This window comes from Acidobacteriota bacterium (assembly GCA_028874215.1).
Classification (GTDB): domain Bacteria; phylum Acidobacteriota; class UBA6911; order RPQK01; family JAJDTT01; genus JAJDTT01.
The window spans coordinates 32,816-45,576 of the sequence record JAPPLF010000034.1 but is presented as its reverse complement, the minus strand read 5'-3'; the positions used below and the strand labels follow the sequence as shown (position 1 = coordinate 45,576).

Below are 12,761 nucleotides of genomic sequence, written 5' to 3'. Positions count from 1 at the left end.
CGCAAAGCGTCATAATGGTACGACCGGCCAAGGGAACCGTTCCCGGGCCGCAATTGGAGAAATAGCCGCCATGCATCCATCCTTGCACGAGTCAGACCCGGAGGTGGCCGAGGCCATCTTCCAAGAGACCCGCAGGCAGAGCGAGACCCTGGAACTCATCGCCTCCGAGAACTACGTCAGCGAGGCCGTCCTGGAGGCCATGGGATCGGTCTTCACCAACAAGTACGCAGAAGGCTACCCGGGCCGCCGGTACTACGGGGGCTGCGAGCACGTGGACGTGGTGGAGTCGTTGGCCATCGAGAGGGCCAGGCAGCTCTTCGGCGCCGACCATGCCAACGTCCAACCTCACTCGGGGACCCAGGCCAACATCGCCGTCTATCTGGCCGCGCTCGAGCCGGGAGACAAGATTCTGGGCATGAACCTGTCCCACGGCGGCCACCTTTCCCATGGGCATCCCCTCAACTTCTCCGGAAAGTATTTTCGCGTCGCCGCCTACGGCGTCCGCCGCGATACGGAAGAGATCGACTACGACGAGTTGGAGGATCTGGCCAAACGGGAGAAACCCCGAATGATCGTCGCCGGGGCCAGCGCATACAGCCGCACCATCCACTTCGATCGCCTCTCCCGGATCGCTCGAGGCGTCGGAGCATATCTGCTGGCCGACATTGCCCACATTGCGGGTCCGGTGGCCGCCGGCCTGCATCCCAGCCCCGTTCCCTACGCCGATTTCGTCACGACGACGACCCACAAGACCCTGCGCGGCCCCCGAGGCGGGATCGTCCTCTGCCGCGAAGAGCACAAGAAGCGTCTCAACCGGCTGGTTTTTCCCGGCACCCAGGGCGGGCCTCTGGTGCACATCATCGCGGCCAAGGCAGTCTGTCTGAAGGAAGCCCTCAGCCCCGGATTCAAGAGCTACCAGGAACAGGTTCTTTCCAATGCCGGGGCCCTGGCCCGGAGTGTCGCCCAACAGGGGTTCCGGATCGTTTCGGGAGGCACCGACAACCACCTTTTCCTGGTGGACGTCCTGTCTCGAGGCCTGACCGGCAAGCAGGCGGAAGCGACGCTGGAGCGGGCCCGGATCACGGTCAACAAGAACACCATCCCCTTCGACGCCCACCCCCCCCTGGTCACCAGCGGGATCCGCGTCGGGACCCCCACGGTGACCACCTGCGGCATGAAGGAGGCCGAGATGGATCGAATCGGCCGTTGGATCGGCCAGGCTCTTGCGCATTGCGACGACGAGGGTGTCCTGGACGGAATCGGCCGCAAAGTCGTGTCTCTGACCCGGCGTCACGCCTTCTATGCCGGCCGCCTCCGGCAGTCCGCGTGAGCCAGGGCTCCAACCGGGCCCGGCGGGCGCATCCCCGGTTTCGGTGCCCCGTGATACCTTCACCGGGTACGGATCATGGCGTCGAAATTCACGCTTCAGGAGGTGTTCTCCCCGGGAGGGATGCTGGCCGGTGAGCTCCCGGGTTACGAGTTCCGGCCTTCCCAACTGGAACTGGCCCTCTCGGTCCTGGAAGCGATCCGGGAAGGCCATCACCTCTGTGCCGAAGCCGGCACCGGAACCGGCAAGACCCTGGCCTACCTGGTTCCGGCCCTCGCCAGCCGCCGCAAGACCATCATCTCCACGGCGACACGAAATCTTCAGGAACAGCTCTACCTGAAGGACATCCCTTTCATTCGCCGGCACCTGTTCCCCGACCTGAAGGTGACCACCATGAAGGGGCGCCAGAACTATCTCTGCCTTCGCAAGCTGGAACGGCAGACCAGGGCGCCTTCCCTGTCCCAAGATTGGCTCCAGTCCCGGCAGGCCGTATCGGAGTGGGCCCTGGAGACCGAAACCGGGGATCGTTCCGAATTGGAATGGATGTCCGATTCGGATCCCCTCTGGAGAGATCTGGATGCCCGCAGCGAAAACTGCACCGGCCAGAAATGCCCGCACTTCGATGGCTGCTTCATCACGCGAATGCGCCAGAAAGCCCTGGAATCGGACGTCATCATCGTCAACCACGCCCTCTTCTTCGCGCATCTGGCCCTGGAAGTCGATGAACTGGGGAGCATCCTCCCCGGCTTCTCCACGCTGATCCTGGATGAAGCCCACGCGGTCGAGGAGATCGCCTGCACCCACCTGGGAAAGCGAGTCAGCAGCTACCAGGTGGAGGAGCTGGCCCGGGACCTGGCCGCGTCCTACCCCGACACCGATTCAATGAGGACCGTCCGCGACCTGGAGTCCCGCGCCGGGATGTTGTTTTCCGCCCTGCCGGCCGCGGAAGGAACATGGGGTCTCGACTCGGCGAGAGGCGCCGACGGCACGCCGGCCGACTTGCGGGCGCCCGCCCTGCCCGCCTACCGCCAGTTGGCAAGGACCTTGTCGAACCTGCACGACGAATTGAGCCTGCGGGACCCGTCCCACCAGGAACGGGACATGCTGCTGCGCCGGGTGGAGTCGCTGGCGCTTCACCTGGATCGGTTTTTCGACCTGGAAGATCGGGAGAGCGTCCACTGGATGCGGCGGCGGGGCCGCGGCACGTTCCTCAACCTGACTCCCATCGAAGTGGCCTCAACCTTGGACGAGAGGCTCTTCTCCCAGGTCCCCACCGCCGTATTGGTCTCCGCGACTCTCACCGCCAACGGAGACTTCTCGTACGTTCGCACCCGCCTGGGGCTCGGCGACGCCCGCCAACTGGTCACGGAGGGCGAGTTCGACTACTCGAAACAGTCGCTCCTCTACATACCCGAGCGTTTCCCGGAGCCGGCTTCGCCCGGATACGTGATCCGGTTGGTCCGGCAACTGGAAGAAATCCTGGATCTGACCCGGGGACACGCGTTCCTGCTCTTCACCAGCTACCAGCAGCTCAACCGGGTCCACGATCTGCTCAAGGGGCGCCTTCCCTATCCCCTGCTTCGTCAAGGAGACCGTCCGAAATCGCAGTTGCTCCACGAGTTCCGGCATACGCCCCACGCGGTCCTCTGCGCCACCTCCAGCTTCTGGCAGGGAGTGGACGTTCCCGGAGACGCCCTCAGGGCGGTCCTGATCGACAAACTTCCCTTCCAGGTCCCCACCGAACCGGTGGTGGCCGCTCGGCTCAAACGGCTGGAGGAACAGGGGGACAACTCGTTTCTCCGCTACTCGGTTCCGGCGGCGATCATCGCCCTGAGGCAGGGTTTGGGCCGCCTGATCCGGTCCCGGAAAGACCGCGGAATCGTGGGGGTGTTCGACAGCCGAATTCGCACGCGGCGCTACGGTTCTCTCTTCCTCCGCAGCTTGCCAAGCTTTCCCGTCGTCGATAATATTGACCGCATCAGGATCTCAGCCAATGAGTGGTGGCCCGGGGGCCAGGATCGGCCCGATCCGGCGACCGGCCAGCCCTGAATGAGAAAGGCGGACTCATGAAATACTCCACGATCTCCATCGCCGTCGTGATGCTCCTTCTCACCGCACCGAGCCTGGAAGCTCAGGTCGGGCAATTGGAGGGAACCGTCACGGATACCGCAGGCAAACCCGTCGAAGGTGTCGAAATCTCGATTCAAAGCGAGAACACCAGCCGGAAATACAACCTCAAGACCAACAAAAAGGGCAAGTACTACCACGGCGCGGTGAACCTCCAGGCCACTTACACCGTAGTGGCTCGCAAGGCGGGCTTCCGCACCGAGTACGAGTCGGGCGTTCGCGCCAGTTTCGGCGTCGATGACGGCGGCTTCGACCCCAGGGGCGGCGGGAAACGCGGCACGGTCAACTTCACCCTCAAGGAGGGCAAGTCGGGCAAGCTGGCCTTTGAAATGACCAAGGAAGAGCGCGAGCAGTTCATGAAGCAGCAGACCGTGGTCAAGGAAGTTCGCGCCGCCTACAACCGGGGAATCATGGCGTTGAATCTGGGCCAGAATGAGGAAGCGGTCGTTGCGTTCCGGGAATGCGTCACCAAGGATCCCAGGAGGCCGGCCATCTGGGCCAACCTGGGAAATGCCTACCTGAATCTGAAGAAACACAAGGAAGCGATCGATGCGTACAACAAGGCCATCGAGATCGCTCCCGGCAACGCCACCTTCTACCAGAACCTGGGCAACATCTACGCCAACCTGGGCGATTCGTCCAATGCGGAGAAAGCCTTCAAGAAATCGGCCGAACTCAACGCCGCCGTCGATCCGGCCGCCGCAGCCATCAACTACTACAATATGGGTGTCACCTTCATCAACAAGGGGCAGAACAAGCAGGCTTCAGAGGCCCTTAAAAACGCGGTGGTATCCGATCCCACGCACGCCGAAGCCCACTATCAGCTCGGTATCGTCCTGCTGGGAATGAACCAGATCGACGGGGCCATCAACCATCTGGCCGAATACGCCAAGCTCAACCCCAACGGCGAGAACGCGCCGGTGGCCCGCGATCTGGTCAAGCAGTTGAAGGACGGCAACTAGGCGGCGAGGAGCGGAGCGGCGGTTTTCTAACCGGGAACGGCGGTTTCCTAACCGCCGAACTCCCCCGTCCCCCGTCGCCAAGCGACGACCGACGACCGAAGAGCGGACGGTTTCCAATCGCCCCTCCTCAACCCGGAGCGGAAAAATAGCCGGCGGCCCTGCGGCAACCCAGGTTCGCCAGCGTGGAGAGGGCGGCGACGGCCGCCTTTCTGACATCATCCGCGCCGGCCCCGGTCATCCTGTACATCATCTTAAGCACCGTATCCGGAACCTGATGGGCTCGATGCCAATAGGCGACCGACAATTCGGTGACGGCCTGCGCCTGCCGGTCTGAAACCTCCTGCGCGGCCAGGCTCAACAACTCGCCGACCGCACTCTCACTACCCTGCTGAGCCAGCAGGCCCAGCGCCGACAGCACGTTCACTTTACGGTTGTGGGCCGACGGCTCATCGAGATACCGCATGCCATAGACTTGAAGCAATAGAGCGACGGCTTTCTCGTGGCCGATCTCGCCCAGAGTGAGGATGACGGCGGCTTCCAAGGAGCGGTTCCGGCCCTTGCTGAATATGTAGGTGTCCTGCAAAACGGCGAACAACGGGCCAATTGCCGCCGGATCGCCCAACGCACCCAGAGCCAGCGCTGCAAACTCCTTGTCTTGCGCAGACCTGGACCGCAGCAACTCCAGCAACGGATCCAGGAAACGCTTGCAGCGGGTCACACTGACGTGGGGAAGGATCTTGTAGCGTTCGGCTTCGCTGCCGGACCTCAGGATCTCGATACAGGTCGCGACCAATTGATCGCGATCACCGATGTCCTGGCCCCGATACATGGATTAACGGTCCTTGGAGGGGAAGTGCGCCTCGCAAATTCATCGAATCCGTCGAAACTCCGACAGCCCACCGAGAAAATTATGATAACATACGCGCCCCAATGCAGAAAAAGCCGCGGGTGGCGGCCGCGACCGGCGTCGTGATAGGGTTCATCCTCGGTTTCTTCGCCGCTCGAACTCAGCAAGAGGCAACCGTCCCCGAGCCGGCGCCCCAGGCGCAGGCAGACTCCTCCGCTCTGCCATCCGATCATCCCCCGCCGGAAGTGCTGGAGCAGTTGGCCCGGCTCCAGGATCACGCCAGGGACCATCCCGAAGACACGGAAGTGCGAATTCGCCTGGGCAATTCGTACTACGACATGAAGCGCTGGGACGCGGCCGCCGCCTGGTATACGGAGGCCCTGGAATTGGACCCCGGCAACGTCAGCGTCCGCACCGACCTGGGAACGGCCCAGCTCTACCAGGGACAGGTGGAATCGGCCATCGAGTCCTATCGGAAGTCCCTGTCGCTGGATCCGAATCATCCCCAGACCCTGCAGAATCTGGGCATCGCGCACTACTTTTCCGGTGAGCTCGAAACGGCGATCCGGATCTGGCAGAGACTCTTGGCGGCCCATCCGGCGCATGCCGACAAAGAGAAGATCGAGGAATTTATCAACAACGCTCGCGAACGCCTGAATCAAGAGCAGTCCTGAGGATGGACGGTTGTTGTTCCGGATTCTGATCCTTCTGCTTCTCCTCCTGGTGGTGCGGGCACTCATCGCGCGCCTTTTCGGAGCGGGCCGAAACGCGTCGAGAAAACGTGCCCGGGACGGTTCCAGCAGAGTCCGCGCCACGGTCCGGGGCCGGATGGTGAAGGATCCGCAATGCGGAATCTACGTCGCTACCGACTTGGCGGTCCGAACCCGCAGGAAGAACATGGACCTCTACTTCTGCTCCGCGGAATGCCGGGACAAGTTCCTTCGGGGAGGCCGGGATCGGTAGACACCCGGACGAATCCGTTTCCTGGGGAGAACAACGACTTTGAGAGTAGGGGTCGTTTCCAAACCGCACCGCACCGAGTTCGCCCGCAACCTGGAGCAGATCCTGCTTTGGCTGCGGCGGCGAGGGTGCGAGACGCTGGTGGAGGAGAGTGTCCTGGAGAACTTCCAACTCTCGGGATACCCGGGTGTCAGCCGGGAAGAGATGCCATCGCGGGTCGACGCCATCATCGTCTTCGGAGGCGACGGCACCATCCTCTCGGTGGCCCGCGCCATCGGCGACAACACCGCGCCCATCCTGGCAGTGAACCTGGGTTCCCTGGGATTCCTCACCGAGGTCACTCTCGACGAGCTCTATGAAGCTCTGGAAAGGCTGCTGAAGGGCCAACACCGGATCGACGAGAGACGGCTTCTCGACGCCACCCTGAAGCGGGGCAACGGGTCCGGCGCCAGCTTTCACGCGCTGAACGACGTGGTCATCACCAAGGGCGCCCTGGCCCGAATCATCCAGCTCGATGCCTACATCGGCGAGGACTTCATGGCCACGTTTCTGGCCGACGGCCTCATCATCGCCACTCCGACCGGATCCACCGCGTATTCCCTCGCCGCCGGAGGCCCCATCGTGCTGCCTTCCCTGGCCTGCACCGTGGTGACTCCCATCTGTCCCCACACCCTGACCAACCGCCCCCTGGTCTTTCCTCCGGAGAGCGAGATCCGCATCATTCTGACTTCGGGCGAAGACGTCATGCTGACCGTCGATGGCCAGCAGGGAGTGGAACTCGCCGAAGGTGACCAGATCGTCTGCACCTGCTCCCGTCGTCGAATCGAATTGATCAAACCCCACAACAAGAGCTTTTTCGACGTCTTGAGAGAAAAGCTCAAATGGGCGCAGAGGTAGGAACTCATGTCTGCTCCATCCCGGTTGGAAAGGCTCCGGCAATTGGCGGCGCAGGGCTCCGGCGATCCATTCCCGCTCTATGGGCTGGCCATGGAGTACAAGCGGCTGGGCAGGATCGAGGAAGCCGTCCGGGCTTTCGGCCGGTTGTTGGAGCTCCACCCTCGGTACGTCCCGGCCTACTACCAGTTCGGAACGGCTCTCGTCCTGTCGGGAGGAATCGAGCAGGCTCGGGAGACCCTCGCGCGGGGCATCCGGATCGCCGAAACCCAGGGAAACCAGCATGCGCGGGAAGAACTGGTCCGGGCGCTGGAGGAACTGGAGCAAGAGGAAACCGGACCATGAATGACTCGACGGTGAATTTGGAGGGACGAGTTGCTCTGGTGACCGGCGCGGGCAACGGCATCGGACGCGAGGTGGCGTTCACCCTGGCTTCGGCAGGCGCCGCCGTCTGCTGCGTGGACCTGGAGCGAGACGCCGTGGAATCCGTGGCGGCTTCCATCCGGCAGCAGGGCGGCAGGGCGCTGGCACTGATCGCGGACGTGGCCGCGGAAGACGATGTGGAACGGGTCCACGAAGACTGCACAAGTGCGCTGGGGACGGTTCAGATTCTGGTCAACAACGCCGGCGTGCAATACCTCAGTCCGGTGGAGGAGTTCCCCATTCCGGAGTGGGACCGGCTCAACGGCATCCTGCTGCGGGGACCCTTTCTCTACATCCGGCGCTTCGTACCCGGGATGGCGTCCCAGGGGTGGGGACGGATCGTCAACCTCACCTCCATTCACGCCGTGGTGGCCTCGCCCTACAAAACGGCCTACGTGAGCGCCAAGCACGGCCTGCTGGGACTCACCCGCACCGTGGCCCTGGAAGTGGCCACCCGGGGCATCACGGTCAATGCCGTCTCACCCGGTTATACGAGGACGCGCCTGGTGGAGAACCAGATCGAGAAGCAGGCCGAGCTTCACGGGCTCTCGCGGCAACAGGTTCTGGAGAAGGTCATGTTCGGGCCCATCCCCCAAAAGGAGCTGGTGGAACCGGAAGAGCTGGCCCAGGCCATTCTTTTTCTCTGCTCCGAATCGGCTCGCCACATCACCGGGAACAACCTGATGGTGGACGCGGGCTGGACCGTGGCCTGAAAGCACGCCGCCAATTCCCGGCAGGATTCGGGTCAGACTGGATCAGGTCAGGAACCGGTCCCAGGTTTCCATTCGCGGTTCGGGCGGCAGCGAGACCGACCGGCCCGTCTTCAACGAAAGGGCAACGGCTTCCAGGAACTGCATGTAGAGCAGTCCTTCCTGGAAAGACGGCGCCACCGGCGTCCTTTGCAGGATGGCGCGGATGAACTGGGAGTCGGTGTCCTGCACCCGCTGTTCCTCACTGGGGACGGGAATCGTCTTGAACTCCGTGCCGGTTCCCGTGAGCCCCCGAATCTCCTCCGCAAAAAGCTGGTAGACGAGAGCGCCCCGGTCCCCGTAGATCTCGATCCGGCTTCCGGGCGATCCGGCGGCCCAATTGGAGAAGTGGTAAGTGGCGGTGGCGCCGCACTCGAGCCGGGCCGCCACCGCCACGGAGTCGGGCACTCCCATATCGGCGGAACCCCCATGGCGGTGCGACTGAGCCAGCGCCGCCACCTGGACCGTGGGCCCCAACCACCGATTGGCCACCTCGTTCCACATTCCCAGAGTCATGGTGTTGATTCCCGAGACCTGCGGGTCCCAACGGTAGCTCCGGTAACTGTTGGGATCGGTGTCCACGCTCATCCCGGTAATCCGGACCTCGCGGATGGTCCCCACGTATTCCTCTTCGTGGAGGAGACGGATCATGGCCCGGTCGCCCTTGAGACCGGGCAGCGGCGGGTACAGGGCCGTCACCAGGCGTGAGGACCGCGCCGCCTCCAACATTTTCTGCGCCTCATCCAGATTCCGGGCCATTCGGGCCTGGCAGAGGACATGCTTCCCGGCGTTCAGGGCCTCGACGGTGGCCGGCAGGTGCAGCACCGGCGGCGTGGCGATGATGACCGCATCCACCTCGGCCGAGTGGATCACATCCCGCCACCGGGAGACGGTGGCGCGGACGCCGAACCGGCCGGCCACCTCCCGGGCCTTTTCGGGATCGCGGGACCAGATCAGCTTCAGGTCCACGTCCGGGATCTTCTGAAGCGCAGGCAGGTGCCGATTCACCGCCACCCAGCCGGCTCCAATCAAGCCCACTCTCACTCTCTGCATGGCAGACTCCTAGAATGTCGCGATGGGATTCAACGGAGAGCCGGTCCCTCCCGGAACCGGAAGCGGAGCCGCCGTCAGCAGAAACTCCCAGCGCCCCTGTCTCTCGGCCTCGTTCCCCAGCGCCTCAAGGTCGCAATTGTCGAAGATGGGGACTCCCATGGAAACGAGCAGCAACTGATGGACCGGCTGGCCAGCGCCCTCGATCCGCGACGGGAGGACGTCCGACGCGGCGTCGCTGCCCACCAGGGCGACGTCCCGCTGCCGCAACCACTTGACGCAGGACGCGTGAAGCCCCGCGGAGCTGCTCCCCACGTCCCAGGGCCCCTTCTCGTCGCGCCGAGCCCAGCGGCCGGTCCGGATGAAGACCGCGTCGCCACTGGCCACTTCAACCCCGGCCTGCCGTTCCCAGGACTCCAGATCCTCGGGATAGATGGCCGTTTTCGGTTCCAGATAGGGCACCTTCTTGAGCCTCGGAATGTCCATCAGAATTCCACGGGTGAAGATGCCGTTCTTCAGCTCCAGGATCCCCAGCTTGCCGGCCCCCGCCTCGGTCACTTCCGACTCCGGAAAGCCGTTGTAGAGCTTTCCCCCATGCATCAGGTGACAGAGAGCATCGATGTGGGTGTGAGCGTATCCGTGATAGCGGACGGAGAAGACGTCGCTGGCAAAAGGAGGCGTCATCTTCATCTCTTGCACGAAGGGATAGGGGTTGTCGACGGCCTCGGCCATCTCCGCGTTCCGGGCCAGCGACACGGAGACCCCTTCCCGGACCAATTGGGCCGCTGCCCGCCGTTTGGCGGGGGTGATCAGGTTCACCGCACCCATCTCGTCCCCCTCGCCCCACCGGCCCCAGTTCGAGAGTTCCGTCATCCAGCGCTCGATGTCCGCGGCCGTCATTCGATGGCGGTCCGCCTCCTGCTCGCCCCCGCAGGCCAGATGCACTCCGGCGGAAAAAAGGCCAAGGCACAACAGAAGGATTCCTGAACTCACATTCGTCGATCTTCCCATTCCACTTCTCCTCCGGACCGGGTGTCCCTGAAACGCCCGCCGAGTGATTCCAGGTAGACCCGGCTCCGGTCGAGGTTCTCCCAGATTCGTTCGTCCGGCCGGACCTCGAAATGGGCCGGCCCCTTGTATCCATGCCGTGCCAAAACCGAAATCTGAGCCTCCCAGTCGATCTCTCCAGCCTCGATCGAGATCTGGAGCTCCCCTGCATGGAACTGCTTCAGGTGGACCATCGACAAATTGGCGGCGTCCAGGCTCCGGACGACCCCGGCCGGATCGGGCCGGTCGGAAGCGAACAACAGATTGACCGGATCGTAGCAGAGGCGGAGATGGTCCGAACGGCTTCCCAGCAGGCGGCGGGCCTCGCCCATCACCCGGGTGAAGCTGGTCCAAGGCTGCCGGGCATGCTCCAGCGAAAGCCAGCCTCCGGCGTCCGCCAGCGGTTCGGCGAGCCGGGCCACCTCATGGGCGGCCTGCGGTTCCCTGTCCCGCAACATTTCGCCGGTCGTCTCCAGGTCGACCAGCCGCAGGTGGGGACGAAAGCGGCCCGAGAGCGCCCGCGCGCCCTCCACTCCCGTTTGGAACAACGGGTCTTCAACGACTCCGCCGGGACCCAGGAACGGAAACGCGAGGGCCAGATCGAACTGGATTTCGGGGAAACGGTCCGCCAAGCGTCCGAGGGCGGGCACCTTGGGCACAAAGCCGTCCGGTTCCTCGAAAGAACCGAGGCAGGTCTGCCTCAATTCAACGGCGAGGTAACCTCGATCCAACGCCTGGCCCAGCAGGTCCTCCAGCCCGGATCCCTGTTCCAACTGCCATTGCCAGCAGTTGCTCACGATGCCGGGAATCATGCCCGGAGAACCCGCGGCCCTTCTCACGTCGACCCGGACCCCGCCTCGCTCTCCCCGTCACGCGGGATGATGACGAAGACCGCCTATTGCAAGGCTCCGGCAAGGTAGAGATTGCCAAAGTGCCAGATCAACGTGGTTTTGCCTTCCAGCTTGCCGTGGCCCGGCGCCAGGTCGAAGGAGACGTGGTGAGCGGTTCCCTCCGAATCGGAGAAGCTGGAATCCAGCGAGATCACCTTGGACTTGTCCGGAGCCATGCCGCGGGCCGGCTTGCCCGGATAGAGCGCCAGGGTCCAATCGCCGGCGTTCCTGATGGCGCCGATGGTGTAGTCGCCCGCCTGAATCATGGTGGAACCGGAAGCTGTGCCGCCGGAGAGGGAAAGGACGGCGCGGGTGGGGACGAAGTCCCCGACCTGGACCTTCTTTACATGCTCCATGTTGGCCGGCACGGTGTAGTAGGTGACGCTGGCCTCGACCTTGTTCGGAAGCGTGGCCTTCACCATCTTGTTGAGGTGGGGATGGGAAAGAAGCGTCGCGGACGCCCCCAGAAACAATGCGATTGCCGGCAAGTACCGAATCTTCACGGCGTCCCTCCTTTGTGGATTAATTTCGGATTCAGACCAGAATAGTACGTCCTTTCCGGGACTGCGGCAAGCTGGAGGCCTGGCGGACCGGGCGCCGTAGTAGACTGTGCGGCAGGGAGGCATGGAGATGGGCGAATTGAAGGGCAAGGTGGCCATCATCACCGGAGCCGGCCGTCTCAGGAGCATCGGTTTCGAAACCGCCATGGCCCTGGCCCGTTTGGGGGCCGACATCGCGGTCACCGGCACCGGCCGCGACCCGGAAACCTTTCCACCCGATGAGCGGAGACTGGGGTGGCGGGATGTGGAGAGCACCGCGGAGCGGGTACGCGGACTGGGCAGAAAAGCCCTCCCCGTCGTGACGGACGTGACCCGGGTGGCAGATGTGGACAGGATGGTCGCACGCACCCTGGAGGAGTTCGGCCGGGTGGACATCCTGATCAACAACGCGGCCATGCCGATCGGCCCCGACCGCGTCCCCACCGGCGAATTGGACCCGGACGTCTTCCAGAGGGTGCTGGACGTCAAGGTCCGGGGCACCTACCTTTGCGCCCGGGCGGTGATCCCCTCTTTGATCCGGCAGGGGGACGGGGGGAAGATCGTGAATGTGGCCTCTTCGGCCGGCAAGCGGGGAGCCGCCGAAGCCCTGGCCTACTGCGCCGCCAATTTCGCCCAGGTCGGCATGACCCAGTCCCTGGCGCAGGAACTGGGCCCCCACCGGGTCAACGTCAACTGCATCTGCCCCGCCGCCGTGGACACGTCACGCATGGACCGGTTCGGCCGGGGAGAAGAGTGGGAAAAGATGGGAGAGTCGCACCCCATCGGACGCACCGGGACCCGGGAGGAAGTGGGGGCGTTCATCGCCTATCTCTGCACCGGGGCGGCCTCCTGGATCCATGGCCAGTCCATCAACATCGACGGTGGAATGGTCATGGAGCACTGAGGGTTCGGAGAGAGAAGAGGAATGAGAGACGAGAGACGCCGG

At 63.8% G+C, this 12,761-nt stretch carries 14 protein-coding genes; 9 read left to right on the top strand and 5 right to left on the bottom strand.

All coding sequences use genetic code 11. The features are described 5' to 3' along the window. The first annotated feature begins 70 nt into the window (after nucleotides 1–70). From OXT71_06765 to OXT71_06755, 3 genes are all read left to right on the top strand, one after another. The gene (locus OXT71_06765) at nucleotides 71–1,330 is read left to right on the top strand and encodes a serine hydroxymethyltransferase (protein ID MDE2926083.1); all 1,260 of its coding nucleotides are present in this window, start codon (nucleotides 71–73) and stop codon (nucleotides 1,328–1,330) included. Between the two features lie 75 nt (nucleotides 1,331–1,405). After that, a complete protein-coding gene (locus tag OXT71_06760) occupies nucleotides 1,406–3,376 on the top strand; it encodes an ATP-dependent DNA helicase (protein ID MDE2926082.1) in 1,971 nt (656 codons plus the stop codon). 17 nt (nucleotides 3,377–3,393) lie between these two features. Beyond that, a complete protein-coding gene (locus OXT71_06755; protein MDE2926081.1) occupies nucleotides 3,394–4,416 on the top strand; it encodes a tetratricopeptide repeat protein in 1,023 nt (340 codons plus the stop codon). Between the two features lie 127 nt (nucleotides 4,417–4,543). On the opposite strand, the gene OXT71_06750 is transcribed toward OXT71_06755, so the two are convergent. Next, nucleotides 4,544–5,245 (bottom strand): HEAT repeat domain-containing protein, encoded by a 702-nt coding sequence (locus OXT71_06750; GenBank protein MDE2926080.1) that lies wholly within the window; start codon nucleotides 5,243–5,245, stop codon nucleotides 4,544–4,546. Nucleotides 5,246–5,346: 101 nt separating this feature from the next. On the opposite strand from OXT71_06750, the gene OXT71_06745 reads away from it, so the two are divergent. Genes OXT71_06745 through OXT71_06725 form a run of 5 tightly spaced genes read left to right on the top strand, consistent with a single transcriptional unit; the run spans nucleotide 5,347 to nucleotide 8,253 of the window. Continuing rightward, nucleotides 5,347–5,937, top strand: a complete 591-nt coding sequence (locus OXT71_06745; protein ID MDE2926079.1) for a tetratricopeptide repeat protein — start codon at nucleotides 5,347–5,349, stop codon at nucleotides 5,935–5,937. Nucleotides 5,938–5,947: 10 nt separating this feature from the next. After that, nucleotides 5,948–6,226, top strand: a complete 279-nt coding sequence (locus OXT71_06740; protein MDE2926078.1) for a YHS domain-containing protein — start codon at nucleotides 5,948–5,950, stop codon at nucleotides 6,224–6,226. A 39-nt stretch (nucleotides 6,227–6,265) separates the two neighbouring features. Beyond that, entirely contained in the window at nucleotides 6,266–7,120 is an 855-nt protein-coding gene (locus tag OXT71_06735) for an NAD(+)/NADH kinase (GenBank protein MDE2926077.1), read from the top strand. Between the two features lie 6 nt (nucleotides 7,121–7,126). Beyond that, nucleotides 7,127–7,462 (top strand): tetratricopeptide repeat protein, encoded by a 336-nt coding sequence (locus OXT71_06730; protein ID MDE2926076.1) that lies wholly within the window; start codon nucleotides 7,127–7,129, stop codon nucleotides 7,460–7,462. After that, nucleotides 7,459–8,253: a 3-hydroxybutyrate dehydrogenase gene (locus OXT71_06725; GenBank protein MDE2926075.1), complete on the top strand. Its 795-nt coding sequence runs from the start codon at nucleotides 7,459–7,461 to the stop codon at nucleotides 8,251–8,253. The genes OXT71_06730 and OXT71_06725 overlap by 4 nt, the downstream gene beginning before the upstream one ends. Nucleotides 8,254–8,295: 42 nt before the next feature. On the opposite strand, the gene OXT71_06720 is transcribed toward OXT71_06725, so the two are convergent. From OXT71_06720 to OXT71_06705, 4 genes are all read right to left on the bottom strand, one after another. Next, on the bottom strand, nucleotides 8,296–9,342 hold the full coding sequence (locus tag OXT71_06720; protein MDE2926074.1) for a Gfo/Idh/MocA family oxidoreductase: 1,047 nt from the start codon (nucleotides 9,340–9,342) through the stop codon (nucleotides 8,296–8,298). 9 nt (nucleotides 9,343–9,351) lie between these two features. Further along, nucleotides 9,352–10,350: a cyclase family protein gene (locus OXT71_06715; protein ID MDE2926073.1), complete on the bottom strand. Its 999-nt coding sequence runs from the start codon at nucleotides 10,348–10,350 to the stop codon at nucleotides 9,352–9,354. Beyond that, nucleotides 10,329–11,198, bottom strand: coding sequence for a TIM barrel protein (locus OXT71_06710; protein ID MDE2926072.1), 870 nt, complete (start codon nucleotides 11,196–11,198; stop codon nucleotides 10,329–10,331). Before OXT71_06710 ends, OXT71_06715 begins: the two co-directional genes overlap by 22 nt. 83 nt (nucleotides 11,199–11,281) lie before the next feature. Continuing rightward, nucleotides 11,282–11,779: a hypothetical protein gene (locus OXT71_06705; protein ID MDE2926071.1), complete on the bottom strand. Its 498-nt coding sequence runs from the start codon at nucleotides 11,777–11,779 to the stop codon at nucleotides 11,282–11,284. Nucleotides 11,780–11,906: 127 nt separating this feature from the next. Between OXT71_06705 and OXT71_06700 the strand changes: the two genes are divergently transcribed. After that, on the top strand, nucleotides 11,907–12,719 hold the full coding sequence (locus OXT71_06700) for an SDR family NAD(P)-dependent oxidoreductase (protein MDE2926070.1): 813 nt from the start codon (nucleotides 11,907–11,909) through the stop codon (nucleotides 12,717–12,719). Nucleotides 12,720–12,761: the final 42 nt, after the last annotated feature.